Source organism: Frigoribacterium endophyticum (assembly GCF_011759585.1).
Taxonomy (GTDB): Bacteria; Actinomycetota; Actinomycetes; order Actinomycetales; family Microbacteriaceae; genus Frigoribacterium; species Frigoribacterium endophyticum.
In genome coordinates this window covers 621,863-647,405 of record NZ_JAAOYV010000002.1, presented here as the reverse complement: position 1 = coordinate 647,405, position 25,543 = coordinate 621,863, and the positions used below count along the sequence as shown (strand labels likewise).

Annotated in this window: 18 protein-coding genes; 6 read left to right on the top strand and 12 right to left on the bottom strand. The window is 77.0% G+C overall.

The features are described from left to right. Positions 1-41: 41 nt before the first annotated feature. The 3 genes from FHR77_RS10300 to FHR77_RS16635 are packed head-to-tail and all read right to left on the bottom strand — an operon-like array spanning position 42 to position 4,722. On the bottom strand, positions 42-1,274 hold the full coding sequence (locus FHR77_RS10300) for a hypothetical protein (RefSeq protein ID WP_167260086.1): 1,233 nt from the start codon (positions 1,272-1,274) through the stop codon (positions 42-44). Further along, positions 1,271-2,431, bottom strand: a complete 1,161-nt coding sequence (locus tag FHR77_RS16640) for a glycosyltransferase (protein ID WP_208380785.1) — start codon at positions 2,429-2,431, stop codon at positions 1,271-1,273. The genes FHR77_RS10300 and FHR77_RS16640 overlap by 4 nt, the downstream gene beginning before the upstream one ends. Further along, the gene (locus FHR77_RS16635) at positions 2,428-4,722 is read right to left on the bottom strand and encodes an acyltransferase family protein (protein WP_167260084.1); all 2,295 of its coding nucleotides are present in this window, start codon (positions 4,720-4,722) and stop codon (positions 2,428-2,430) included. Before FHR77_RS16635 ends, FHR77_RS16640 begins: the two co-directional genes overlap by 4 nt. 230 nt (positions 4,723-4,952) lie before the next feature. On the opposite strand from FHR77_RS16635, the gene FHR77_RS10285 reads away from it, so the two are divergent. Next, the gene (locus tag FHR77_RS10285) at positions 4,953-6,269 is read left to right on the top strand and encodes an O-antigen ligase family protein (RefSeq protein ID WP_167260082.1); all 1,317 of its coding nucleotides are present in this window, start codon (positions 4,953-4,955) and stop codon (positions 6,267-6,269) included. A gap of 16 nt (positions 6,270-6,285) precedes the next feature. Here the strand turns inward: FHR77_RS10285 and FHR77_RS10280 are convergent, their stop codons facing one another. From FHR77_RS10280 to FHR77_RS10250, 7 genes are all read right to left on the bottom strand, one after another. After that, positions 6,286-7,176 (bottom strand): nucleotidyltransferase family protein, encoded by an 891-nt coding sequence (locus tag FHR77_RS10280; RefSeq protein ID WP_167260080.1) that lies wholly within the window; start codon positions 7,174-7,176, stop codon positions 6,286-6,288. Then, positions 7,173-8,885 (bottom strand): polysaccharide biosynthesis tyrosine autokinase, encoded by a 1,713-nt coding sequence (locus FHR77_RS16630; RefSeq protein ID WP_167260078.1) that lies wholly within the window; start codon positions 8,883-8,885, stop codon positions 7,173-7,175. Before FHR77_RS16630 ends, FHR77_RS10280 begins: the two co-directional genes overlap by 4 nt. A 197-nt stretch (positions 8,886-9,082) precedes the next feature. Further along, positions 9,083-10,144 carry a glycosyltransferase gene (locus tag FHR77_RS10270; protein WP_167260076.1) on the bottom strand — a complete coding sequence of 354 codons (1,062 nt, stop codon included), beginning with the start codon at positions 10,142-10,144 and terminating at the stop codon, positions 9,083-9,085. Beyond that, complete coding sequence (locus FHR77_RS10265; protein ID WP_167260075.1) at positions 10,141-10,935, bottom strand: WecB/TagA/CpsF family glycosyltransferase; 795 nt, start codon at positions 10,933-10,935, stop codon at positions 10,141-10,143. Before FHR77_RS10265 ends, FHR77_RS10270 begins: the two co-directional genes overlap by 4 nt. After that, complete coding sequence (locus FHR77_RS10260; RefSeq protein ID WP_167260073.1) at positions 10,935-12,542, bottom strand: sugar transferase; 1,608 nt, start codon at positions 12,540-12,542, stop codon at positions 10,935-10,937. The genes FHR77_RS10265 and FHR77_RS10260 overlap by 1 nt, the downstream gene beginning before the upstream one ends. Then, entirely contained in the window at positions 12,539-13,750 is a 1,212-nt protein-coding gene (locus tag FHR77_RS16625) for an LCP family glycopolymer transferase (RefSeq protein WP_167260071.1), read from the bottom strand. The genes FHR77_RS10260 and FHR77_RS16625 overlap by 4 nt, the downstream gene beginning before the upstream one ends. After that, positions 13,747-14,439: an arsenate reductase/protein-tyrosine-phosphatase family protein gene (locus tag FHR77_RS10250; protein WP_167260069.1), complete on the bottom strand. Its 693-nt coding sequence runs from the start codon at positions 14,437-14,439 to the stop codon at positions 13,747-13,749. Before FHR77_RS10250 ends, FHR77_RS16625 begins: the two co-directional genes overlap by 4 nt. Before the next feature lie 128 nt (positions 14,440-14,567). Between FHR77_RS10250 and FHR77_RS10245 the strand changes: the two genes are divergently transcribed. Further along, positions 14,568-14,933: a PqqD family protein gene (locus FHR77_RS10245; RefSeq protein ID WP_167260067.1), complete on the top strand. Its 366-nt coding sequence runs from the start codon at positions 14,568-14,570 to the stop codon at positions 14,931-14,933. On the opposite strand, the gene FHR77_RS10240 is transcribed toward FHR77_RS10245, so the two are convergent. After that, entirely contained in the window at positions 14,930-17,539 is a 2,610-nt protein-coding gene (locus FHR77_RS10240; protein ID WP_167260066.1) for a LuxR family transcriptional regulator, read from the bottom strand. The two genes, FHR77_RS10245 and FHR77_RS10240, sit on opposite strands and share 4 nt — an antisense overlap. Before the next feature lie 244 nt (positions 17,540-17,783). Here FHR77_RS10240 and tatA point away from each other — a divergent pair, with 244 nt between their 5' ends. Continuing rightward, positions 17,784-18,029, top strand: coding sequence for a twin-arginine translocase TatA/TatE family subunit (gene tatA, locus FHR77_RS10235; RefSeq protein ID WP_167260064.1), 246 nt, complete (start codon positions 17,784-17,786; stop codon positions 18,027-18,029). A gap of 30 nt (positions 18,030-18,059) precedes the next feature. Here tatA and FHR77_RS10230 read toward each other — a convergent pair whose 3' ends face one another. After that, the gene (locus FHR77_RS10230) at positions 18,060-19,280 is read right to left on the bottom strand and encodes a GDSL-type esterase/lipase family protein (RefSeq protein ID WP_167260062.1); all 1,221 of its coding nucleotides are present in this window, start codon (positions 19,278-19,280) and stop codon (positions 18,060-18,062) included. 244 nt (positions 19,281-19,524) lie between these two features. Between FHR77_RS10230 and FHR77_RS10225 the strand changes: the two genes are divergently transcribed. The 3 genes from FHR77_RS10225 (at position 19,525) to FHR77_RS10215 (ending at position 25,438) form a co-directional block, all read left to right on the top strand. Then, on the top strand, positions 19,525-21,954 hold the full coding sequence (locus FHR77_RS10225) for an excinuclease ABC subunit UvrA (RefSeq protein WP_167260060.1): 2,430 nt from the start codon (positions 19,525-19,527) through the stop codon (positions 21,952-21,954). Positions 21,955-22,036: 82 nt separating this feature from the next. Continuing rightward, positions 22,037-22,699 carry a TetR family transcriptional regulator gene (locus FHR77_RS10220; RefSeq protein WP_167260058.1) on the top strand — a complete coding sequence of 221 codons (663 nt, stop codon included), beginning with the start codon at positions 22,037-22,039 and terminating at the stop codon, positions 22,697-22,699. A gap of 147 nt (positions 22,700-22,846) precedes the next feature. Then, positions 22,847-25,438 (top strand): MMPL family transporter, encoded by a 2,592-nt coding sequence (locus FHR77_RS10215; protein ID WP_167260056.1) that lies wholly within the window; start codon positions 22,847-22,849, stop codon positions 25,436-25,438. The last annotated feature ends 105 nt before the right edge of the window (positions 25,439-25,543 follow it).

Below are 25,543 nucleotides of genomic sequence, written 5' to 3'. Positions count from 1 at the left end.
CTGACGCTGACGCTGACGGTGCCGCGGTCGCGGCCGCCCGGTCAGCGCTGACGCACGAGGCCGGCGGCGACGAGCTCGGCGACGGCGGCCAGCACGAGCTCGCGGGCCCGGGCGACCGCCTCGGGCCCGTCGCCCGGCAGGCCGTGCTCGCGCACGACGGCGGCCACGGCCTCGTCGAGCGTGCGGCCGGCCCGGGCCGCGTGCCACACGGCGACGCCGATGCCCGAGAGGGTCCGCAGGGAGTCGCGGTGCAGCACCACGACGGAGCCCCCGTCGGCCACCCAGTCGTCCACCGCCGTCGCGGCGAGGACGCCCCCGCCGTGCGTCGGGCCCGGCGCCCCCGGGGAGGCGCGGTGCGCGTCGAGCCCGACCGTCGCCTCCCCGGGGCCCTCGCCCCCCGGCGTCGCGGCCGGTGCCGACACGGCGAGCAGCTCGCGCACGGCCGACTCGAGGGTCGCGGCCTCGGCGTAGCGCACGACGAGCAGGCCGCCGGTGCGCTCGAGCAGGGCCTGCAGCCGGCGCAGCGGGCGGCTGCGGGCGCCGAGGTAGCTGATCTGCGGGAAGAGCCGGGCGGCGGCCTCGGCGAGGCCGATCGGGCCGACCGTCACCTCGGTCGCGGCGGGGGCGCGGTCGAGCAGCACGACGCGCGCGAGCGTCAGGGGCCCGTCGGGAGCGCGTCGGAGCCCCGCCGCGTCGGGCGAGACCTGCGCCTTGGGCCGCGACGTCCCCGGCGCGGCCGGGCCCCGCACCGAGAGGGGCTTGGGGTAGCGCACCACCAGGCCGTCGTCGTCGACGGCGACGGTCTCGTCGGTCACGTAGCCGAGGGTGCGGCCGAGGGCGCGGGAGGCGGTCGTCTTGCCGTGCCCGGACGGGGCCACGTACGCGACGACGGCGCCCGTGACGGGGTCGGCGACGCCGCCGGCGTGCAGCAGGAGGAGGTCGTCACGGCGCTGGTCGATGGCGAGCTGCGTGACCACGGTCGTGACGGTCTCCGCGAGCTGGTCGAGCGCGTCGGCAACGACGAGCACGGGCCCGTCGGCGGGGCCGTCGGCGTCGGCGTCGTCGGCTGCGCCGCCGCCGAGCACGGCCACGGCGTCGCACTCCGAGCGGGGTCGACGCTCGAGGACGGGCTCGCACCACGCCCACGACGTCGCGAGGTCGGCGCGCTGCCCGGCGTCGAGGCCCACGAGCCCGACCACCACCCGGCAGCCGATCGCGGTGACGGTCAGGGCGTCGAGGGCGTCGAGGTCGGCGGGGTCGGTCTGGTGGCTCACGGTCGTCGCCCTCTCGGTGCGGCGCGGCGCCGCAGTTCATCGTAGGTCCGCAGCACGGGGCCGAAGACGGCGTCGGGGGTGGCCCGGCGGGCCAGCCACCCGGCGGCGAGGGAGACCTGCTCGGTCGTCCTCGCCCGGTCGGCGAGGGCGGTGGTCAGCAGGCGGGCCGCGGTCTCGTCGTCGGCGTCGTCGGGCACGACCACCGCGCGGCCGTCGCCCAGCGCGCCGGGCGCGCCCGAGGCCGCCGTCGCGACGACGGGCCGGTGCCGGGCGAAGGCCTCGAGCACCACGAGGGGGAGCCCCTCCCAGGCCGAGGTCATGAGCAGGGCGTCGGCCGCGTCGATCCTCGCCGGCACGTCGTCGGCGTGGCCGGCGAAGACGACGGGCGCCCCGAGGCGGGAGGCGAGCGCCCGGGCCTCGTCGAGCAGGGGACCGTCGCCGTGCCACACCGCCTCGACGTCGACGACCCGGGCCGCCGCCGCCACCACGCGGACGAAGCGGAGCGGGTCCTTCTGCTCGACGAGCCGGCCCAGGCCGACGATCCGCAGCGGGCGGTCGCCCGGCGGCGGGACGGGCAGCACGGACCGGTCGGTCGTCCGGGCCGGTGCGTTGCCGACGACGAGGACGCCGTCTCGACGACCGAACCGGTCGGCGATCATCGCCCCGACGTGGTCGCTGACCGCGAACACGGCGGCGCTCCGGAACGACAATGCCCGGAGGCCGGCGCGGGGCAGGTAGGTGTGGGCGTGCTCGACGACGGGCACGCCGTGCCGCGCGCCGACCAGGAGGCACTGCAGGGCCTCGCGGCGCTGGTGCGCGTGGAGGACGTGGGGGCGGACCTCACGGCAGGCCCGGTCGAGTGCGCGCAGGCCCGCGACGAAGCGCCCGACGGAGCCCCCGACGGCGACCGTCCCTGGGCGCACGTGCACGCGCGCCGGCCCGAGGGCCCGTCGGGCGTCCGGGGCCAGCGGGCCGTCGACGCCGAGCAGGTGCGCCTCGGCGCCGCGTGCGACGAGCCAGGTGCTCAGCTGCACGGCGACCGCCTGGGCGCCGCCGGTCGTGAACGAGTCGAGCACGTGGACCACGCGGAGCGCCGCCCCGGGCCCCTCGCCGCCGGCCGGGCCGACCCCGTCGGGCCCCGTCGTGAGCCCGCTCACCGGGCGTCACCCGCCCCGTCGAGCAGGGCCGCCCGGAGGACGAGCGCCAGCGAGGCCGACCACCGCTCCGCGAGGTGCCCGGCGTCGACCTTGACCAGGCCGTCGCCGACGAAGGCCGGGCAGCGCAGCTCGTCCGTGCACGTCCAGGGCGTCGTGTCGACGAACCGGGCGCGCAGCGGCGCCCCGGGCGTCGAGCCGTCGGCGAGGCCGGCCACGGCCTCCTGCTCCGCGGCCGTCTTGTCGACCCACGCGCGGGAGGGCGTGCTGAGGCACGTCACGGGCCCGCGGGGGCGCACGGCGCACTCCGCGGCGGGCGCGGACTCGGGCGGCGAGCTGAGCACGACGACGGTCGCTCCGGTCGCCGCGAGCTCGGCCACGGTGCGGGCCGTGCCCTCCCGCCAGGCTCCCGCCGCGTCGGCCTCGTCGCCCCGCCCGGTCAGCCGCTGGTACGCGCCGAGGGAGCTCGACAGCACGACGAGGTCGGGGGCCTCGGCCACCACGCGCTCCACGGCGGCGTCGCGGGCGGCCGTGCAGTCGCCGGCGAAGGAGGCGCGCTCGAGCCGGTCGGTCGTGCGCACGTCGACGGCGGGGCAGCTCTGCAGGCCCTGACCGACCACCCTCCAGCCCTCCGGCACCAGCGCCCCGGTGATCCCCGGCAGCCAGCTGGTCGCGATGGAGTCGCCGAGCACGACGGCGGTGCGCTCGGCGTGCTCGGCGCCCGCGGTGCAGGACGCCGCGGCCTCCGCCACGGACCGGGGGGAGGCGCCCACCGGGTCGACGAGGCAGCCGGGGCCCGCCGAGGCGGCCGCGCCGTCGGCCGGCGACACGTCGTCCGGCGACGGCGAGAGGGCCGGCCAGCCTTCCGCGTCCGCCGCCTCCTGCACGGCGGCGCGCAGGGCGGCCTCATCGGGGAACGGTGTGGCGGCGGCACGCTCCGCAGGAGCCCGCGCGGGCAGCGGGAACGTCGCCGGGCCGACGAGCTGCACGGCGGAGAGGCCGAGCACCGCCACCGCCACCGTCGTCCCGGCCAGGAAGCCGTGCGACCGGCGCCGCGCCTCCGTCCGGGCCTCCGCGCGCGACCCTGCCCGCGACTCCGCCCGGGGGTCGGCCGAGCCGCCACGCCGCCCGACGGCGCTGTGGCGGAGGGGCTGCTCGACGAACCGGTGGGTGAGGGCGGCGAGGCCGACCGACAGCGTGGCCGCGAGCCCCGCGACGGCGAGGCCGCGGTCGGGCCACACGGCCGAGAGCAGGACGAACACGGGCAGGTGCCAGAGGTAGAGGGAGTACGAGACGCGGCCGAGCCAGCGCATCGGCGGGTTGTCGAGCAGGACGACGGGGGCGAGGCGCCGCCCGCCGGAGGCACCTCCCGAGGCGAGCAGGGCGGCGGTGCCGAGCACGACCGGCAGCGCGGCGACGCCGGGGAAGGCGTGCTCGGGGCCGACGAGCACGGCCGACGCGAGGATCGCGAGCAGGCCGCCCGACCAGAGCACGGTGCGCCCGGCCCGGCCCGCCCGGGCGAGGGCGGGGGCCGCCACGGCGACGGCCGCCCCCACGCCCAGCTCCCAGGCGCGCGACTGGAACGAGAAGTAGGCCCAGCCCTGGCGCAGCTCGGTCTCCGCGACGGAGGCCCCGAACGAGGCGGCGGTCGCCGCGAGCACGACCACCATCAGCGCTGGGCGCCCGGTGCCCGGGCGGGGCGTCGTCGACCCGGACGCGGTGCGCCGTCGCGCACGCCGACGTGACCAGGCCCAGACCACGAACAGCCAGGGCCAGAGCACGTAGAACTGCTCCTCGACGGCGAGCGACCAGTAGTGCAGCAGGGGCGAGCCGGTGCCGTCGCCGCCGAAGTAGCTCACCCCGCGCCGCACCAGGTGCCAGTTCTGCACCATGAGCACCGACGCGACCCCGTCGCCGAGCACGCGGAGGGCGCCGACGCGGTGCAGGACGAGGGCCGACGCGACGACGGTGACGACCACGACGAGCAGCGCGGCCGGCACGATGCGGCGGGTGCGCCGCAGGTAGAAGGCCAGCAGGTCGACGCGCCCGGTGGTCTCGGCCTCCCGCAGCAGGAGCCCGGTGATGAGGAAGCCGGAGAGGACGAAGAAGACGTCCACGCCGACGAACCCGCCGGAGGGGGCGCCGACGAGGTGGTCGGCGAGCACCAGCAGCACGGCGAGCGCCCGGAGCCCCTCGACGTCGGGGCGGAAGCGGAGCGCGAGGTGCGGGGCCGGGCGTGCGGGGCGCGGGGCGGCGGGGGCGGGTGCGGGTGCGGGTGCGACGGAGCGGGTCACGGGTCCTCCTCGGGTGATCGACACCCGGTGATCCTGCGGGGCGTGACGACCGCCTCCCCCGGTCGCCCCGGGCGCTGACGGGGCCGCCGGCGCGGCGCTTCATCCCGGCGCTCACCCCGGGCGAAGCGCGGGGTGGAAGGGGCGCCGCCCGGCCCCGCGGAGGCGGGCGGAGGGCCCGGCGGCGGCCGGGCGACGTGGTGCGATGGCCCCTCCCGAACGGAGACCGCCCCATGCTGATGACCCTCCTCCTGCTCGCGAGCGCCGGCCTGCTGGTGCTCGCCGTCTTCCTCCTCGTCGTGCCCGCCTGGTGCGTCCGTGCGGCGGCGCTCGCCGTGACCGTCGCCGTCGTCGTGGCCGTCGGCAACAACAGCGCACCGCCCGCCGCGTGGGTGGCCGGCTTCGCCTCCTCGGCGGTGCTCCTCCTCGTGGCCCTGGCGCGCGGCGGCCTCGAGCGGCGCGTCGGCGGCGTGCCCTTCCTGCTCGTCTCCGGCCTCTGGGCCTGGCTCGCCGTGGGCGCGCTCGTCGCGGGGACGTACTCGGTGCCCCGTCTCGTCGCGTACTTCGGGCTCGCCGTCGTCGTCGCGCTCGTCGCCGGCCAGCTCACCCGTCGGGAGGTGCACCTCGTGCTCGGCGCCGTGGTCGCGGTCGCGGTGGTCCAGGTCGGCCTCGCCCTGGCCGAGCTGGCGGTCGGCGAGCCGCTGCTGTGGGGCCTCCGCGGCGGCACGCGCCTCAACCCCTTCCTCGGCGACGCCGTCGACCGGGTGCAGGGCACCCTCGGCCACCCGATCATCCTCGGCCTGCTCGAGGGGCTCGCCGTCCTCCTCGTCTGGGCCGACCCGTGGCACCTCTCCGGCCGGGCCCGGTGGGCCCTGCTCGCCGTGTGCGCGGGCGGCGTGCTGCTCTCGGGCACGAGGAGCATCGCGGCCTGCCTCGTCGTGGCCGTCGGCGTGCACCTCCTCCTCCGGTCGCGGCTCGCCGCGTGGCTGCGCAACGTCGCGATCGCGGCGGTGGTCGGCAGCGGGGTGCTGCTGCTCGACCTCGGCCTCTCCGAGATCGTCGACGACCTGCTCGCCTCGGGCTCGTGGGTGCACCGCCTCGAGTCGGTGCAGGCGGTGCCCGCCCTGCTGGCCCGGCCGCTCGCGGAGTCGCTCTGGGGCACCGGCTTCGGCAGCGAGGTCGGGCTGTTCCGCGACGGGCACATCCGGCTGACCTTCGGGCTCGAGGTCGTCGACAACTTCTACGTGTACCTGCTCGGCACCACGGGGGTGCTGGGGCTGTCGGCCTTCCTGCTCGTCGCCGTGGTGACCTTCGCCCGCGGCGACCGCCTGACCCGCGCCGTGGTCGTGCTCTTCCTCGGCATGGGCGCCTCCTTCGACCTCGTCGTCTGGCTCGGGGTCGGCGTGCTGATGTCGCTCTTCTTCGCCCTGCCGGGCGCCGCGGCGCTGGCCGCGTCGGACCGCGCGGAGCAGCAGGGCCGGGACCGCGAGGACGCGAGCGTCGAGGACGACCCGGCCCGCGAGGACCGCCGCCCGGCGCTCGCCGCCTGAGGCGACCGGCGGGGCCTCAGCCGTGCCGCGCGTCGCGCCAGGCCACGGGCAGCCCGCGCAGGCCCCGCGCCCAGCGCACGACGTAGGCGCGCAGCAGGTCGACGCCCCGGAGGTCGGCGCCGAGGCCGTCCTTCACGAGGGTCGCCCGCGGCGGCAGCAGCGCGAGGCGCACGGCGTGCAGCCGCTCGCGGGCGCCGGCGTCGCGGAAGGCCACGAGCCGACGCGTCAGGGGCGAGGCCGACCGGGTGCGCAGCCGCCACTCCGCGGACGGGGCGCCCCAGGCGAGGTCGAGCGGACCCGCGGCCTCCTCGACGAAGGGGCGCAGCGGCGCGAGGGCGCGCAGGCGACGCGCGGCGTCGACGAGCTCCGCGACGGGGAGCGCCCGCGCGTGCTCGACCAGGCGGTCGTGCTCGTCGGCGTGGCGCTCGACCCAGGGGCTGCGGAGGCAGTGCAGGGCCAGCACGAGGAGGGTGTCGACCCGGCCGGGCACCGCGACGTCGCGGCCGGCCCGGTCGAGCACCACGCGGCGGGCCCAGAGGGCGTCGAACGCCGCCCCGGGGTCGTCGTCGAGCCCCGGGAAGCGGTGGTGCACGTCGAGGTCGCAGCTCCAGCCCGGGTGGAACCAGGTCTCGGAGTGGCGGGGGAAGGCCGTGAGGTCGGCGTCGGCGGGGCGGGTGCGCCAGCCCCGTCGTGCCAGCTCCGCCCCGAACCGGGCGGCGTCGTCCCGGCCGCGGAGCAGGACGTCGACGTCGGCGCTGACGCGGGGCGGCCGGAGGCCGTGGTGGGCGGCCCCGTCGCCCTTGACGACGAGGGCCCGCAGGCCGACGCCGCCGGCCACGTCGGCGACGAGGGCGTGGGCCAGCTCGACGACGGGGGCGGCGGCCACGACGACGGCCGGCCCGGTCACCGCGTGCGCTCGCGCTCGCGGATCTCGCGACGGGTGAGCGCGCCGCCGGGGGCCTCGGGGACCTCGGCGGCCTCGGCGGGGGAGGCGGGGGCCCCGGGCGAGGCGGGGACGCGGGCCGGACCCGGAGCCGCAGCCGGAGCCGGTGCCTGTGCCTGTTCCGGGGTCGCCGCCGGCGTCGCGGCGACCACGGGCGCGGGGGCCGTCACGGCCTCGGGCGAGGGAGCCACCGGGCCGGAGCCCGCGCCGGGCCCGACCTCCCCGCCCGTGCCGACGTCGCCCTCGTAGTAGTAGTAGCTGCCGCCGAAGTAGCCGTACTCGCGGGCGTCGCGGCCCTTGGTGGGCACGCGGTTCAGCACGACGCCGAGCACGTCGCCGCCGCCGCGCGTCACGAGCTGGAGCGCCCGGTCGAGCTGGTCGAAGGTGGTGCGCGCGGCCGAGGCGGTCATCAGCACGCCGTCGGCCTTGGCCGCCAGCACGGCGGCGTCGGTCACGGCGAGCACCGGGGGAGCGTCGAGGATGACGGTCGCGTGCTCGGCGAGGGTCGAGACGAGGTCCTGGAAGGTCTTCGACCCGAGCAGCTCGCTCGGGTTCGGGGGGATGCGCCCCGCGCCGACCACCCAGAGGTTCGACGCGGCCTCGGTCTGCTGCATGACCTGGTGCAGCTGCGCCCGGCCGGAGAGCACGTCGGTGAGGCCCGCGCCCTCGGAGACGCCGAGCACCTTCGAGAGGGTCGGCCGACGCAGGTCGCAGTCGATGACGACGACCCGCTGGTCGGACGACACGGCGAGCGACTCCGCGAGGTTGGCCGCCAGCGTCGACTTGCCGTCCCCGGGCTGCGGGCTCGTCATCACGATCACCCGCGGCTGGGCGTCGACCTTGACGTAGGCGAGGTTGGTGCGGAGCTCGCGCAGCGCCTCCGACATGGCGAAGTTCACGTGCCGGTCGTCGGCGGTGGCGTTCGGCAGCGCCGCGACGAGGCCGCCGTGCTCTGCCAGCGCGTCGTTCTGCGGGATGGTGCCGATCACGCCCACGCCGAACCGCGACTCCACCTCGGCCGCGGAGCGGATCCGGCGGTCGAGCGTGTTGCGGACGAGCAGGTAGACGCCGGCGAGCAGGAGGCCCGAGAGCCCGCCGAGCAGGAGGGCCACCTCCACGTTCGGCGACGCGGGCGAGGTCGGCACCGACGCCGACGAGAGCGCGACGAACGACGTGGCCGAGCAGCCCGTGTCGGTGCTCTCCTCCTGCATCGCGGCGATCTGCTCGCCCATCGCGGCGAGCCAGGCGTCGGTCAGCGCCGCGGCGTCGGCCGGGGTCGAGCCGCGGGAGGTGACGGTGATGATGGCCGTGTCCTCGGGCAGCGAGGTGGTCACGCGCCCCAGCAGCGACGCCGGCGACGCCGCTCCGCCGAGCGCCGCCGCGGCCGACTCGGCCACCGCGAGCGAGCCGCCGAGCTCGACGTACGACTGCGCCTGCGACTTCGCCAGCTGGTCGGCGGCGAAGGCGAGGTTGGCGTCGCCCCCGGCCGCCACCCGCACGACGCCGGACGCGCTCGACTCGTAGACGCGGGTCTGGGTGAGGGTCCAGCCGGCGCTGGCGGTCACGCCGAGCAGCACGATGAGGAAGGCGCCCAGCCAGTACGACCGCACGATGCGCAGGTAGTCCTGCAGGTCGAGGGTCCTGGGGCGGGGCTCGGTGTCGGGTCGGTCCACGGGCTTCTCCTGTCGCGGTGGCGGTGCTGCTGGTGTCGCGGGGGCGGGTGCCGGCCGGGGGCCGGAGGGCGTCCGGAGGCGGGCGCCGGGTCGTTCCTACCGCCTGCGGCCGGGCGCCCCGGCGGCCCGCTGCGGGCCGATGCCCGGGGGCGCGGGGCGGGCGGGCCCCGGGGCGGACGGGGCTTTCACCCCGGGTCTCACCCCGGGTGGACCGCTCCGCGTGCCCGGGCGGCGGCCCCGAGCCGGAGCCGGGCACGGCCCCTCACGTCGTGCGCGGCGTACAGCACGCGGAGCGCCGCGGTCGTCGCGGCGGGCGCCACGAGGGCGCCCCGGAGCACGCCCCAGGCCAGGGGGTCGCGTCGTCGCACCGCGCCGAGGTCGACGCCGTCGAGGGCGTGCCGGGCCCGTCGGAGCCCCTCCCGCCGCACCGCCGCGGGGGCGCCCAGGCGCACGGGCAGGGCGACGAGCGCCAGGCAGAGGAAGGTCGTGGTGAAGCGCTGGCGCACGCGCTCGTCGGCGGCCGCGCCGCCCCGGGCCCGGGCCGCCGCCAGCACGAGGTCGTGCGCCCGCTCGAGGTTGGCGAGCCGCGGCGTCGAGACCCTCGTGATCGACCCCGGGCGGTGGGTCCAGTGGTAGAGCACCTCGGGCACGAACCGCACCCGGGAGGCGCGGGCCAGCACCGCCGCCGCCCCCGCGACGTCGCTCTGCGAGGTCAGCTCGGGGAAGGGCGCGTCGCCGAGCAGCCGGCGTCGCAGCAGCTTCGACCAGAGGAACCCGTCGACCCGGCGGTCGAGGAGGAGCGCGAGGGCGACGTCGCCGGTCACCGTCCGGTGCTCGGCGAGGCCGTCGACGACCTTGCCGGGCACCCCGGCCGCCCGTCGGTGGTCGGCCCGGCACCAGACGACGTCGACGCGCTCGCCGTCGTCGTCGCCCGTGGCGGCGGTGAGGACGGCGAGCGCGTCGTCCTCCCACTCGTCGTCGTGGTCGACGAACCACACGAAGTCGCCGACGGCGTGGCAGAGCGCCCGGTTGCGGCTGCGGGCGACGCCCGCGTTCTCGTCGGCGACGACCACGACGGCGGACGGGCGTGACGCGGCCCACGTGACCAGCGCCTCCCCGGTGCCGTCCCCGGAGGCGTCGTCGACGACGACGACCTGCGCGCCCTCGGCGAGGCAGCCGTCGAGCCGGGCGAGGAAGGCGGGCAGGTGGGGGCCCGGCCGGTGCACGGCCGAGACGACGGTGACCCGGGGCGCGCTCACGAGCGCCGCCCGCGGGCCGCGAGGAGCGAGCCCAGCACGACGCCGACGAAGGCCGGGCCGCGCACGAGGTAGCGGTGCGCCAGGCGGCGCGGCTCCTGGGCGAGCCGCCAGAGCCACTCGCCGCCGAGGCGCTGCACGAGGCGCGGGGCACGCGCCCGGGTGCCCGCCGCGAACTCGACGGCGGCGCCGGCGCCGACGTAGACGCCCGGGGGGAGGCGGTCGCGCCACTCGAGGAACCAGGCCTCCTGCTTCGGCGAGCCGAGGCAGGCGAAGACGACGTCGGGCCGCTCGACGCGCAGCGCGTCGGCGACGGCTCTGCACCCGGCGTCGTCGACCGAGCGCACGAACGGGAAGGGCACGGTGACGAGGCGGACGCCCGGCGACGACGCCCTCAGCCTGGCCGCCGCGTCGTCGCTGACGCCCTCGGCGCCCCCGACGATCGCGACGCGCCAGCCGTTCCGCGCCGCCCGGGCGACGACGTCGCCGAGGAGGTCGGCGCCCGTGAGCCGCTGGATGTGCTGGTCGCCGAGCAGACGGGCGAGGCCGACGAGGGGGGCGCCGTCGGCGATCCGCAGGGAGGCGGCACGGTGCGCGGCGGCGGTGCGCGGGTCAGTGCGGAGGGCCAGCACCTGGTCGACGTTCGGGGTCATGACCAGGTGGCGGCCGCCCGAGGCGACCAGCGCCTCCATCGCGTCGAGGAGCTCGTCGGGGCCGCCCCGGAAGAGCGGCTGCCCGTCGAGGTGCGTGCCCCGGGCGCCGACGCGCAGCAGGGGCGCGGTGACGAGCGACATCAGTAGGCCCCCCGTGCTCGGAGGACGGCGCCGACGGTGCGGCCGAGGATGGCGAGGTCGCCCGCGAGGGTCCAGTTCTCGACGTAGAGGAGGTCGATCACGAGCCCCTCCTCCCAGTCGAGGTCGGCGCGGCCGCTGACCTGCCAGGCCCCGGTCAGGCCGGGGCGGGTCAGCAGGCGTCGGTGGGCCGTGCGGTCGTAGGCGGCGACCTCGCGCGGCAGGGGCGGGCGGGGGCCCACGAGGCTCATGTCGCCGCGCAGCACGTTGACCAGCTGCGGCAGCTCGTCGACCGAGAACCGGCGGATGACGCGGCCGACCCGAGTGACCCGGGGGTCGTCGCGCATCTTGAAGAGCGGGCCGCGGGCGTCGTCGTCGTCGGAGACGAGGGCGGTGACGAGGGCGTCCGCCCCGGTGACCATGCTGCGGAACTTGTAGAGGGTGAACTCGGCGCCGTCGACGCCGACGCGGGTCTGGCGGAACACCGCGGGGCCGGGCGACGTCAGGCGGATCGCCGCGGCCACGCCGGCGAGCAGCGGCGCGAGCACCACGAGGCCCACGGCGGAGAGCGCCACGTCCATCAGGCGCTTGAGCACCGACTGGCGCCCGCCGAGCTGGACCCGGTCGACGCGGATGAGCTGGTGCCCGCCGACGGCCACGGGCTGCAGGCGCCGGCTCGACACCGGGCCGACCTGCGGCGACACGATCAGCTGCACGTCGCCGCCCTCGAGGGCCCACGACAGGCGGCGCACGAACTCGTCGCCGACGAGCCCGCTGCCGACGACGACCACGCCCTCCGCGCCCTCGGCGGCCAGTCGCCGCTCGACGAGCGAGACGAGCTCCGCGGTGCGGGCGGCGTGGGCCACCGGGGCGTCGTCGAGGTCGTCCAGGACGACCTCGGCGACGACGTCGAGCCCCGACGACGCATCGCGGGCGAGGACCTGGCGGAGGCCGGCCACGCCGGCGGCCGTGCCGACGACGACGGTGCGGGTGCCGAGGCGCCGGGCGGCCCGCAGCGCCCGGACGTGCGCGCGCCACGCGAGCCGGTTGAGCAGCAGCACGGCGAGCCCGGCGGGCACGGCGACGAGCAGCCACCCGCGGGAGATCTGCGTCTGCGTCGCCGCGGAGAAGAGGCTCACGCCGACCGCCACGACGACGGTCGCGCGCAGCACGTCGCGGAACGCCGCGGTGCCGGTCGCGAAGAGGTCGTCGGGTCGGACGTCGGCGCGGACGACGACGAGGAGGAGGGTCCAGGCCGCCGTGAGGGCCACCGAGACGGTGCTGTAGCCCACGCCGCCGTCGCCGATCGCGAGCCCCTGGGGGCCGCGCCCGAACCAGGCGAGCTGCGCGGCGGACGTCGCGACGAGCAGGGCGGCCGCCTCAGTGACGGCCATCGGGACGACGGGCAGGGCACGCCGGGGGAGGCGCGGTGCCGGCGCCCGGGGCGGGGTGCGGTCGGCGGGGCGCTCGGCGGGACGCTCGGCCGGGCGCTCGGGCCGCGGCTCGGTGGGGCGGACGGCGGGTCGGTCGGCGGGCCGGGCCCGGACCGCGGTCGTCGCGTCGGTCGTGGCGGGGCCCGTGGTGGTCGGGCCCCGGAGGGTGCTGGTCATGGTCGCTCCGGGGTGAGGTCTGCCGCGTCGCTCCAGCGGCGCAGGTCGTCGTCGGCGAGGGCGGCGGAGACGGCGGTCGTCGCCGCCTCGTCGGGCAGGACGACGGACTGGCCGCCGCCCCGCACGCCGCCGCCGGCGGTGGGGAGGGTGAAGAAGGCGACGTCGTCGGCCCGGACGCCGCGCAGCTCGTAGCCGAGGCGGGTCGTCTCGGCGGGGCCGAGCCCGGCGTCGACGGTCACCCAGCGGGTCGTCGTGCTGACGAAGGACGCCAGGCGGCCGGGGTCGGCGAGGCCGTCGCGGAGCAGCCCGTCGACGACGCCGCGGAGGAACGCCTGCTGGTTGCGCACGCGTTGGTGGTCGGCGTCGGCGAACGCGTACCGCTCGCGCACGAAGGCCAGGGCCCGCTCGCCGGCGACGGTGTTCGCCCCGGCGGCGAAGTCGTGGCCCGGCACGTTGCGGCTGCTGAAGGCGACGGGGGAGTCGACCTCGACGCCGCCGAGCGCGGTCGACATCGAGGCGAAGCCCTCGAAGTCGACCAGGGCCACGTGGGCCACGCGGGTGTCGAGCAGCTGCTCGACCGTCTGCACGAGCAGCGGCGCGCCGCCCCAGGCGTAGGCCGCGTTCACCTTCGCCTCGCCGTGCCCCGGCACGTCGACCCAGAGGTCGCGCATGATCGAGACCACGGTCACGTCGCGGCGGTCGCCGGAGACGTTGACGAGCATCATCGTGTCGGAGCGCTGACCCGTGGGGCCGGCCTCGTCGACCGCGTCGAGGTCGCCGTCGCGGCTGTCGGAGCCGATGAGCAGCACGTTGAGGGCCCCGTCGGCCGGAGGCGCGGGTCGGCTGCCGGACGGGAAGGGATCGGCCTCGAAGGTGGTCACCCCCGACCGCCAGCCGAGCTGAACGAGGGCGCCGGCCAGCAGCGGCAGCCCGACGAGGACGACGAGCACAGCGGTGAGGCGGCGGAGGGCGCGTCGGCGACGGGGGCCGCGCGCGGCCGCCCGGCCGCGGGACCCGGCGGTGCGGGGGCCCGCGTCGCGGGACCCGTCGGTGCGGGGGTGGGTGCGCGACGACGAGGCGTGCGGCTGGTGGCTGCGCCGACGCCGCGGCGGCAGCGACACGGGCTCCCCGGCGTTCTCCGGGAAGACGAGCGCCAGCCCGTCCGTCACGGGGCCGACGTCGTCGCGGGGCGGCACGGTGCCGGTCACGACGCACCCGCGAGGGCGCGTGCGATGACGAACACCGCGTCCTGCGTGCGCAGGTCGAGCAGCTCGAACGCGCCGGGGACCGTCGAGACCGGGTCGTCGAGGTCGGCCCGGTGGCCGTCGACGACGGCGAGGCCGGCGCGGAGGGCGGCGGCCCGCTCGACGAACGCCCGGCCCTCGAGGGCGCCGGTCTCGGCGTGCACGGCGAGACCGGCCAGCTCGAGGAAGGTGAAGGTGCGCTTGAAGAGCCCGGGCGCGAGGTCGAGCACGCGGTCGGAGTGGCTCCGCTCCGCCGTGACGACGAGGTCGACGTCGTCGAGCTCGGCCGGGGTCAGCTGCCGGGCACGGTGGTCGGCCGCGTCGATGCCGTGCGACCGGAGCAGCTCGAGGGTGCCGAGCGCGGCGCCGGCGCCGACCCGGGCCCGGGTGCCGCAGCTCGTGACGCGGAAGTCGCCGGGGGCGAGGCGCTCGAGCTCCGCGCCGAGCAGCCTCTCGATCAGCGGCGAGCGGGCCTCGTTGGCCCGGCAGACGACGACGATCGCGAACGGGCCGCCCGCCCGGGCGGGCTCGACGGTCTCGGTCGCGGTGGCCCAGGGCAGGCGGTGGGCGGCGGGTCGGGTCTCGGGGCGTGGCACCGTGATCAGCTCCTCGGGGTCGGTGTCAGAGGCGTGCACCGTAGGCAGCGCCGTCACCCCCGGGAGTCGCGGGTCGGGCGGTGCGACGGGCCCCGGCCGCCGAGATGTCACCCCGCCCTTCACCGGGGTGACATGTCGCATGACACCCCGCGTGCCGTGGCCGGGCGGCGTGGGAAGATGGCCGGATGACCGACGGCGAGGGGACCGGCCGAGGGCCCGGCGAGGGGCGCGCGGCACCGCCCGACGGAGGCCCCGGAGGCTCAGGAGCCGACGGCCGCCTCGTCGTCCGCGTGTCGCCGCGCGCCGCGGTCGCCCGTGACGGCGACGCGCTCGTCGTCGCTCAGCTCGACCGCAGCACGCTCCGCCGGCTCGAGGGCACGGCGGCGGAGCTCTGGGCGCGGCTCGACGGCGTCGCCGCGGTCGACGACCTCGTCGACGCGTCGCTCCGCGACCACCCCGGGGCCGACCCCGCGGCGGTGCGCGAGCAGGTGTCGGCCTTCGTCGCGCAGCTGGTGGCCGAGGGGCTCGTCGAGCGGGCGGAACGGGCCTAGGAGGCGGTGGCCGCCTGCTCGCGGCTGACGGGGGCCAGGAGCCGCCACTCGTAGGCGACGCGGAGGGCCGCCGGCCGGGTGCTCACGCCGAGCTTGCGGTAGAGGCTCCGCACCTGGCTCTTGACGGTGTTGTGGGAGACCCCGAGGGTGCGGGCGATGTCCTCGACGGAGCCGGCGCCGCGCAGCTGCGCGAGCACGACGGCCTCGCGTCGCGTGAGCTTGGGCACGGTGAGGCCGCTCGAGTAGATGCGGGGAGCGTCGGCGAGCACCGGGTCGAGGTCGACGCCCGCCTGCCGGGCGAGGGAGCGGAGCTCCTCGGCGGGGACGAGCCACCACGGCAGGCGGAGGTCGTGGCGGGCCGACACCGAGACGGCCTGCTCGAGCGCCGTCCGTGCGACGTCGAGGTCGCCGACGCGGCCGCTGGCGACCGCCCGGACGAGCTGCAGCTCGAGCTGCGGGCGGGGCGCGAGCCGGCCCCGCCAGACCATGCGGTCGGCGACGACCCGGGCGTCGGCCGCCGCGCCCGCGAAGAGCAGCGCCCGGGCGTGCGCCCCGGCGACCGACTCGCGGCCGTCGACGAAGGGCCGCAGGGCGCCGAGGGCCGAGCGCGCCTGCTTCGAGAGCAGGAGGAAGTCGGACTTCAGGGCGGTCAGGAGCCCGTGCAGGTGGTTGCTCGCCACGCCCTGCGGGTGGGCGGCCTCCGCGTCGCGGACGACGCTGAAGCCGGCGGCCCCGTCGCCGTGGGCCAGGTGCCGCAGGGCCGTGAGCCACGCGACGACGGGCCACTCCTCCACGGAGGCCGGCATGCTGGCCGCCGTGCGGACCCGGCGACGGGCCTCCCGGTCGTCGCCCGCGTCGAGCGCGGCGACGCCGGCCGCGAGGTGCGCCGGCAGTGCCCAGACCGTGTGCCGCCAGTCCGACCAGCGCTCGTCGCCCTCCGCCGCGGCGACGAGCGCCCGTGCCTCGCCGAGCCGCCCGTCGAGGGCGTGCACGAGGGCCGCGGTGCCGAGGGCCCGCAGGCGCACCGGGTCGGTCGCCTCGTCGAGGCGCCCGACGGCGCCGAACTCGAGCAGTGCCTCGTCGTACGCCCCCTCGTGGAAGAGCGAGAGGCCGATCTGGAGGTGGGCGTCGGCCAGTCGACGCGCGAGCTCGGGGGTGCGGGGCACCCGGAGCTGGGCCATCGACTCCCGGGTGCGTCGGGCGAGGGCCGCGGCCCTCCCGACGCTGCCCGCCCGCCGCAGCGCCGCGATGCGCACCGCGGCGAGCCGGAGGGCGCCGGTGGGGCCCGCGTCCTTCTGCAGCTCGCGCGCGGCCGTGTCGGCGGCGGCGAGGGTGCCGGCGGCGGCCAGCCAGCTGCGACCGCGGAACGCCGAGAGCTTGCCGAGCAGGCAGAGCAGCCACGGGTCGGTGCGCAGGGGCCCCTCGGGCACGGTCTCGAGCACGCCCAGGACCTCGTCGGCGTGGTCGCGGGTCAGCTCGGCGTGGTGCCGCTCGAGCACCTCGCCGAGCAGGGGCCAGTCGTGGGCCGCGGCCGCGAGCCCCAGGGCCTCCCGGGCGTCGCCGTCGTCGAGCAGCTGGCGGGCTCCGGCCACCTGGACGCGCCGGGCCTCCTCCCGCTGGGCCTCGTCGACCCGGCGCTCGAGCAGGACCCGGCGGACGACCGGCACCAGCACGAGGTGCCGGGTGCTGCCGACGACCGTCCAGCCGCCGACGCCCGACCGCTCGACGACGTCGAGCAGCTCGGCCGCGGCGTCGCGGTCGCCGGTGACGGCCTCGAGCAGCTCGGGCGAGAGGAAGGGGAGCTCGGCGGCGGCCCGGAGCGCGTCGGCCCCGACGAGGGCCTCGGCCTGCGCCGACACGTCGCCGGCCAGCTCGCCCTCGAGCCGGGCCACGAGCGGGGCGAGGTCGCGGCGTCGCCACAGGCGCCGCGGCTGCAGGGCCAGCTCGTGCGCCAGGCGCTGCACGGCGACGGCCCAGCCGCCGAGCGCGTCGTCGACGAGGGAGAGCGCGGCGTCGTCGAAGCAGACCCCGCGGGCCGTGAGCAGCGCAGCGACCTCGCCCCGGTCGAGCTCGAAGACGTCGGGGGCGACGAGCTCGACGTCGAGGTCGGCGCCCGCGGCGCGCTCGAAGGCCGTCCGCACGCGGCCGACCAGCACGACGTGGAGGTGGTCGTGGCGCAGCACGAGGCGTTCCACGTCGGCCGCGAGCCGCGGGTCGTCGAGGCGGTCGACGTCGTCGAGCACCACGGTGACCGGGGCGGCCAGTCCGCCCAGCACCTCGTCGAGGGCGGCGAGGGGGGCGCCGTCGACGTCGCCGACCGTGGGGGCGAGCAGTCGGGCCACGCCCGCCCAGACGTCGGCGAGGGCCTGGTCGCCCCGCACCGTCCACCAGGCGCCCCGGGCCGGCGCCTCGTCGAGCCAGGCCGCGACGGCGGTCGTCTTGCCGACGCCGGCGGGCCCGCGCACCACGACGACCGAGGCCTCCGCCGCACGGCTGAGGGCATCCGAGACGCCCTCGCGACGCAGCACGTGGCGGCGGGTGCGGGGGCGACCGCGGAGGCCCTGGTCGGGGGAGCGGTGCTCGGCGAGCGTGGACGTGGGTGACATGGTGGCCTCTCCTGTGGAAGATATCCAGTGCAGGAACACAAAATATCACACTCATCACGCCGGAGGTGAGATCTCCTCCGGCACGACGTGAGACCGGGCGACGGGCGGGGTGGAGGCGGGGGTGGCATCGCGGGGCGCGTCCACCACGGCGACGGGGCCGGCTCGCCGCACGGCCCTCCGGCGCGGCCTACGGTGCGGGACGACCCGGTACCTCCGGGACGCCCTCACGACCCAAGGAGTCCCCATGCTCGCCAACCTCGGCGGAGTGCACCTGCTGATCATCCTCGGCATCGTCCTGCTGCTCTTCGGCTCGACGAAGCTCCCCGCCCTCGCGAAGGGCCTCGGCCAGTCGATCAGCATCTTCAAGAAGGAGACCGAGAAGGGCGCCGAGGCCGACGCCGCGTCGGCGGCCGCCCCGACGGTCGCCGCGACCGCCGCTCCCGCGACGGCGACCACGGTGTCGCCGGCCCCGGCCGACCCGGCGCGCTAGGCGCCGCGGCGCGCTGGGCAGCCCGGCGCGCTAGGCGGCTCGGCGCCAGAGCTCCCGCTCGATGTCGAGGGCCAGCTCGCGCAGGGCGTCGAGCGGCAGGCCCCGCACGTCGCGGGGCTCCGGGTCGAAGACGCAGAGCGCCCCGATGCGGATGCCCTCCGCGGTGTGCACCGGGTAGCCGGCGTAGAACCGGATGTCGTTGCGGGGCACCGTCAGGGTCGTCTCCCAGGCGTCCGCCACGACGAAGGGCTCGTCGGCGTCGACCGTCGTCGCGCAGAACGACTCGCTGAGCGGCACGGCCGTGCTCGACCCGAGGGTGCTCACGACGTTCCACTGGTGGTCGTCGAGCACGAGGTTGAACGCGGCGCCGTCGGTCTCGAACAGGGCCCTGGCCTGGTCGGTGATCTGCTGGAAGGCCGCCTCCGGCTCGGGCTGCACGACGCCCGACGCGGCGATCGCCTCGAGCCGCGTCGCCTCGGGCTGCGGCCGGCTCCGGGCCCGCTGCGGCGAGTCGATGCGCGCCCGCTGGGCGTGCAGCAGAGGTGCGACGTGCTCACTGAGCGCCTCCGCCCAGCTCTCGTAGAGCTCGGCCGTGGCCTCCGCACGACCCGGCGACCGGTCGTCGTCGACGGTCTCCGCGCCTCCCCCCGTCGGCAGCGTCAGGTGGGTGACCCGGGCGTGCTCGGCGCAGACCCCCGCCGAGACCTCCGCCAGCAGGGCCGAGTGGCGCTCGGCGACGGCCGTCGGCTGCACCCCGAACGTGCCGAGCGCGTCGGCCAGGGGAGTGGAGGCCACGACCACCCTCGCGCACGGCCTCGTGCGCTCGAGCAGCGTCGAGACGAGGCCGTCGAGGTCGCGGGCGCAGGCGCGGGGCGACCGCAGGGTCATCGCCTCGGCGGCCCCGAGCGTCACCACCACGACGTCCCAGTTCTCGAGGAAGGCGTCCCCGAGCACGGCGTGCAGCGACGGCACCCGGTGCGTCGGGTCGGCGAGGGCCGCGACGTGCGAGCCCCGGCCGGTGCGGCGGGCCAGGCGCCGCGCGAGCCGGCCCGGCAGGGCGACCGAGTGCGAGCTCGTGCCCCAGCCCACGGCGGGCCCGGCGCCCACGATGAGGACCCGGTCGGGGTCGAGGCCCGCCCCGGCGCCGAAGGGCACGTCGCGGGGCCGCGGCGTCGTCGTCGACCGGGCGCAGAGCCAGGCGTACCGGGCCGCGAGGGCGGGGGAGAGGAGGAGGCGCGCGGCCGGGTTCACGACGTCGCCCCGGCGCCGTGCGCCCCCGTGCGCCCCGAGCCGCCCTGCGTCGTCTCGCCCATCGTGCTGTCTCCCTGATCCGGTGTCGCCGGCGACGAGTCGGTGTGCAGCGGTGCTGCCTCGTGCCCCGACGCCCCCCGGGCGTCGTCCCCCCCACGCTAGCCACGCGCGCCCGGGCAGACAAGGTCGTCTGCCCGGGAGTCTCCCCGGCCCCGCCGCGGAGCGGCCGCCTACCATCCACCGGATGCCTGCCGACCGCACCCGCGCCTCCTCGTCCGCCCCCGACCCGGTCGACGGCTTCGTGCGGGTGCGGGGCGCCCGCGAGAACAACCTGCGGGCCGTCGACGTCGACGTGCCCCGCGACCGCATCGTCGCGTTCACCGGGGTCTCCGGCTCGGGCAAGTCGTCGCTCGCCTTCGGCACCGTCTTCGCCGAGGCGCAGCGGAGGTTCCTCGAGTCGGTGGCCCCCTACGCCCGCCGGCTGATCGCGCAGGGGTCGACGCCCCGGGTCGACTCGATCACGGGCCTGCCGCCCGCCGTCGCGCTGCAGCAGCGCCGCGGCGCTCCCAGCTCGCGCTCGTCGGTCGGCACGGTGACGACGCTGTCGAACTCCGTCCGCATGCTGTGGTCGCGCGCGGGCACCTACCCCGAGGGCGCCGACCGCCTCGAGTCCGACTCGTTCTCGCCGAACACCGTGGCCGGCGCGTGCCCGCGCTGCCACGGCCTCGGCGTCGCGCACGAGGTGACCGAGGCCTCGGCCGTCCGTGACCCGTCGCTGAGCATCCGCGACGGCGCGATCGCGGCGTGGCCGGGCGCCTGGCAGGGCAAGAACCTCCGCGACGTCACCGCCGTGCTGGGCTACGACGTCGACCGGCCGTGGCGGGAGCTGTCGCGGGAGGACCGCGACTGGCTGCTCTTCACCGAGGAGCAGCCCGTGGTCGAGGTGCAGCCCCAGCGCGACCGCGTCGCCAAGCCGTACAAGGGGCGCTTCTGGAGCGCCCGGCAGTTCGTGCTGCACACCCTCGCCGACTCGCAGAGCGAGACGCAGCGGACGAAGGTGCTGCAGTTCGTCGAGTCGGGGCCGTGCTCGCTCTGCGGCGGCACCGGCCTCACCCGGGCGGCGCTCGCGGTGACGGTCGCGGGCCGCACGGTCGCCGAGCTGAACGCGCTGCCGCTCACCGAGGTCGCCGAGCTGCTGCGGCCGATCGCGGCCATCACCGACGCCGGCGTCGCGACGTCGCGCGCGTCGTCGGGCGAGCGCACCGAGGTCGCGGTCGCGATCAGCCGCGACCTGCTCGCGCGGGTCGAGGTGCTGACCGAGCTCGGCCTCGGCTACCTCAGCCTCGGCCGGGCCACCCCGACGCTCTCGCCCGGCGAGATGCAGCGCCTGCGCATCGCGACGCAGCTGCGCTCGGGCCTGTTCGGCGTCGTCTACGTGCTCGACGAGCCGAGCGCCGGGCTGCACCCGGCCGACGCCGAGCCCCTCGTCGAGGTGCTCGAGCAGCTCGTCGCGAGCGGCAACAGCGTCTTCGTCGTCGAGCACGACATGGACGTCGTGCGCCGCGCCGACTGGGTCGTCGACGTCGGGCCCGCCGCCGGGGCGGGCGGCGGCGAGGTGCTCTACAGCGGCCCGGTCGCCGGGCTGGCCGACGTCGAGGCGTCGGTGACCCGCCGATTCCTGGGAGCCGAGGAGGCGCGCCCCGCCGATCGCGAGCCGCGCACCGCGGCCGCGTGGCTGGAGCTCCGCGACGTCACCCGGCACAACCTCCGAGCGCTCGACGTCGACGTGCCCCTCGGCGTGCTGACCGCGGTCACGGGCGTCTCCGGCTCCGGCAAGTCGACCCTGGTCGGCCACGTCGTCGCCGAGCGGGCGGTCGAGCACCCCGGCGTCGACCGCGTCGTGCAGGTCGACCAGAAGCCGATCGGGCGGACCCCGCGCTCGAACCTCGCGACGTACACCGGCCTCTTCGACGCGGTCCGCGCCTCCTTCGCGGCCACCGACGAGGCGCGGGCCCGCGGCTGGGGCGCCGGCCGCTTCTCGTTCAACGTCGTGGGCGGCCGGTGCGAGGTCTGCCAGGGCGAGGGGTCGGTCTCGGTCGAGCTGCTCTTCCTGCCCGGCTCGTACGCGCCGTGCCCGGAGTGCCACGGGTCGCGCTACGCGCCCGAGACGCTCGAGGTCACCTGGCACGGGGCCACCGTCGCCGACGTGCTCGGCATGACCGTCGAGGAGGCCGCGGGCTTCCTCGCCGAGGTGCCCGCCGCCGCCCGGGCGCTCGAGGCCCTGCGGCAGGTGGGCCTCGGCTACCTGCGGCTCGGGCAGCCGGCCCCCGAGCTGTCGGGCGGCGAGGCGCAGCGCATCAAGCTGGCGACCGAGCTGCAGCGCGCCCGCGGCGGCCACACGCTGTACCTCCTCGACGAGCCGACGACGGGGCTGCACCCGGCCGACGTCGAGCTGCTCGTCGCCCAGCTGCAGCGGCTCGTCGACGCCGGCGGCACCGTGGTGCTCGTCGAGCACGCGATGGACGTCGTCGCGGCGGCCGACCACGTGATCGACCTCGGCCCGGGCGGCGGCGACGCGGGCGGGCAGGTCGTCGCGAGCGGCACCCCGCGCGAGGTCGCGGCGAGCACGGCGAGCCGGACGGCGCCGTACCTCGGGCGGCGGCTCCGGCCCTGACGACGGCCCGGGGCTCAGGGGGCCTGGGAATGCGCCCAGAGCAGGGTGCACCGAGTGCGTGGGTGCACTTAGTGTAATCACCGTGACCGCCGCTCCCGCCCTCGACCGACGTGCCGCCCTCAAGGCGCGGCACCGGCAGGCGATCCTCGACGCGGCCGACGCCCTCATCGCCGAGCGGGGCGCCCCGAGGTTCAGCGTCGACGAGCTCGCCGAGCGTGCCGACGTGTCGCGCCGCACGATCTTCAACCACTTCTCCGGCCTCGACCAGGTGGTGCTGACCCTCGGCACCGTCGCCATCACGAACGCCGTCGAGGAGTTCCAGACCGCCACCGCGGCCGTGGCGACCCCCGCCGCGGTGCTCACCCGCGCCTCCCTCTTCGACGAGGTCACCCTCGCCCTCCGCAGCATCGACCTGCCGGCCGTGATCGCCTACCTCTGGCGCGTGCTCGAGGGCGGCAGCGAGGGGCCGGGCGAGCCGAACGTCATGCAGGACGTCTTCTCGCGGGCGACCGAGCACCTCTCGGCCGACGCGGCCCGCCGCAGCTCCGAGGTCGACGACCTCGACGTCGAGCTGCTCGTCAGCTCGCTGATGCACGGCATCGCCGTGATCGCGGTGCACTGGGTCCGCCGTACCGACGGCGCGCTCGACGACGCGTCGCGCGCGGTCTGGGGCGAGCTGCTCGACCGTCTCGTCGAGACGGTGCGCACGGGCTACCCCGCGGCCCGCGGCCCCGACGGGACCTGACCTGCCCGACCGCCCCGGGCGCCCCGACCCGGCGCCCCCCGACCCGCCGCACCACGGCTGCTCCGCCCCTCCTCCCGACGACGCGAGGCCCACCGCCCCCGGCCACCACCGCACGGCCACCACCGCCCCACCTGGAGGACCACCACCATGGCGACACTGCTCTACCGACTCGGCCGCCTCGCGGCCCGACGCGCCTGGCTGGTGATCGTGGCGTGGGTCGTCGTGCTCGGCCTCGCCGGCGGCGCCTTCGCCCTGTTCGGCGGCACGCTGACCTCCGCCGTCAGCATCCCCGGCACCGCGACCCAGGCGGTGAGCGACGAGCTCTCCGAGAAGTTCCCGGCGGCGAGCGGCGGCTCGGGCTCCGTGGTCTTCACCACCTCGGACGACTCGGCGTTCACCGACGAGCAGAAGACCGAGATCGCCGACCTGCTCACCCGGACGGAGGAGCTCGACGACGTCAAGGGCACCACGAACCCCTTCGACACGCAGGCGCAGCTCGCGGAGCAGGCGCAGAAGGTCACCGACGGGCGCGCCCAGATCGACGCGGGAACGGCGCAGCTCGAGGCCGGGCAGGCACAGATCGACGCCGCGCAGGCGCAGCTGACCGCCGGCCAGCAGCAGCTCGACGCGGCGAAGGCGCAGGCCGAGGCCGCGGGTCAGCTCGCCGCCGCCCAGGCGCAGCTCGACGCGCAGCAGGCCCAGATCACCGCGGGCCAGCAGCAGATCGACGAGCAGCAGGCCACGCTCGACGCCAGCCGCACCGAGCTCGAGACGCAGTCGACCACGTTGGAGGACGGCGCCGACCTGCTCGCCCTCGCGGAGGAGATCCGCCAGGTCTCGAAGGACGAGACGACCGCGGTCGCCAGCATCCAGTTCGACAAGGCCCTCAACCTCGTGACGACGGAGTCGAAGGACGCCCTCGTCGAGGAGATGCAGGGCGCCGACATCGCCGGCGTCGAGGTCGAGGTGTCGAACGACATCGCCGCGAGCATCCCCGAGATCCTCGGCCCGGGCGAGGTCGCCGGCGTCGTCATCGCCGCGATCGTGCTCTTCGTCATGCTCGGCACCCTCATCGGCGCCGGCCTGCCGCTCGTCAACGCCCTGATCGGCGTGGGCGTCGGGGTGCTCGCCTCGCTCGCCCTCTCGGGCACCGTCGAGATGCTCTCGGTCACCCCCGTGCTGGGCGTGATGCTCGGCCTGGCGGTCGGCATCGACTACTCGCTCTTCATCCTCAACCGCCACCGGCAGCAACTGCGCGACGGGGTGCCCCTCGAGGAGTCGATCGGGCTCGCCAACGGCACCTCGGGCAACGCCGTCGTCTTCGCCGGCTCGACCGTGCTCATCGCCCTCCTGGCGCTGAACCTCACGGGCATCCCCTTCCTCGGCCTGATGGGCACCGTCGGCGCGGTCTGCGTCTTCGTCGCCATCCTCATCGCCGTCACGCTCACCCCGGCGCTGCTGCGCCTGGTCGGCATGCGCATCCTCACCAAGAAGGTGCGCGCCCGCGTCGGCCAGACCGGCCCGGTCAAGGTGCCCACCTCGCCGATGCGCACCGGCCGTGCCGTGCTCACGCTGGTCGCCGGCGTCGCCGTGCTGCTGATCGTCGCCATCCCGGCGCTGTCGATGCGCCTCGGCCTGCCGGCTGGCTCGTCGGAGCCCGTCGACTCGAGCGCGTACAAGGCGTACAAGTTGATCGACGACAAGTTCGGCGCCGGCGTCAACGGCCCGCTGATCGTCGTCGCCGACCTCGACCAGGCCGTCTCGGAGGACGACCTCGTCGCCGAGCAGGTGCGCATCGGCACCGAGATCAAGGGCGAGGACGACGTCGTGGCGGTGGCCCCGATCGGCGCCTCGGACGACGACCGCACCCTCGCCTTCCAGGTGGTCCCGCAGGGCGGCCCGTCGAGCGAGTCGACCGAGCAGCTCGTCCGCGACCTCCGCGGGCTCGACGTCGAGGGCGTCTCCGCGCTCGGCGTCGCGGGCAACGCCTCGGGCAACATCGACGTCAGCGAGAAGCTCGCCTCGGCGCTGCCGCTCTACCTGCTCGTGGTCGTGGGGCTGTCGCTGATCATCCTGATCTTCGTGTTCCGGTCGATCCTCGTGCCGATCACGGCGACGCTCGGCTTCGTGCTGTCGCTGTTCGCGGCCTTCGGCGGCGTCACCGCGGTGTTCCAGTGGGGCTGGCTCGCGCCGGTCTTCGGCGTGCACGACCCGGGGCCCATCCTGAGCTTCCTGCCGATCCTGATGGTCGGCGTGCTCTTCGGGCTCGCGATGGACTACCAGCTCTTCCTCGTCAGCGGCATGCGCGAGTCGTTCGCGCACGGTGCCCCGGCCCGCCTCGCCGTCCAGCGCGGCGTGCACGCCGGGCGGACGGTCGTCATCGCGGCGGCCCTGATCATGACCGCGGTCTTCTCCGGCTTCGTCTTCTCGAACTCGGTGATGATCCAGTCGATCGGCCTCGGCCTCGCGCTCGGCGTGCTCGTCGACGCGTTCGTCGTCCGCCTGCTGCTGATCCCGGCCGTGATGCACCTGCTCGGCGACGCCGCGTGGTGGATCCCCAAGTGGCTCGACCGCATCCTGCCCGACGTCGACGTGGAGGGCGCCTCGCTCGAGCGCTCGCACCCGGCGGCCGCGCACACCGCCGACGAGCAGCACCACTCGCACGTCGCGGCCGACGCCGAGGTCGACGCGCCGGTCCCGGCGACGTCGCACGACGGCGACGGCGCGCACCGGGCCTAGCCCGGGCCCCGCGAGCGCGGGGGAGCGACCGTGGGAGGCGCGGTGCCGGTCTGACCGGCACCGCGCCTCCTCTGCGTGGCCGGGCCGTCTCGGCGATCTCTCAGC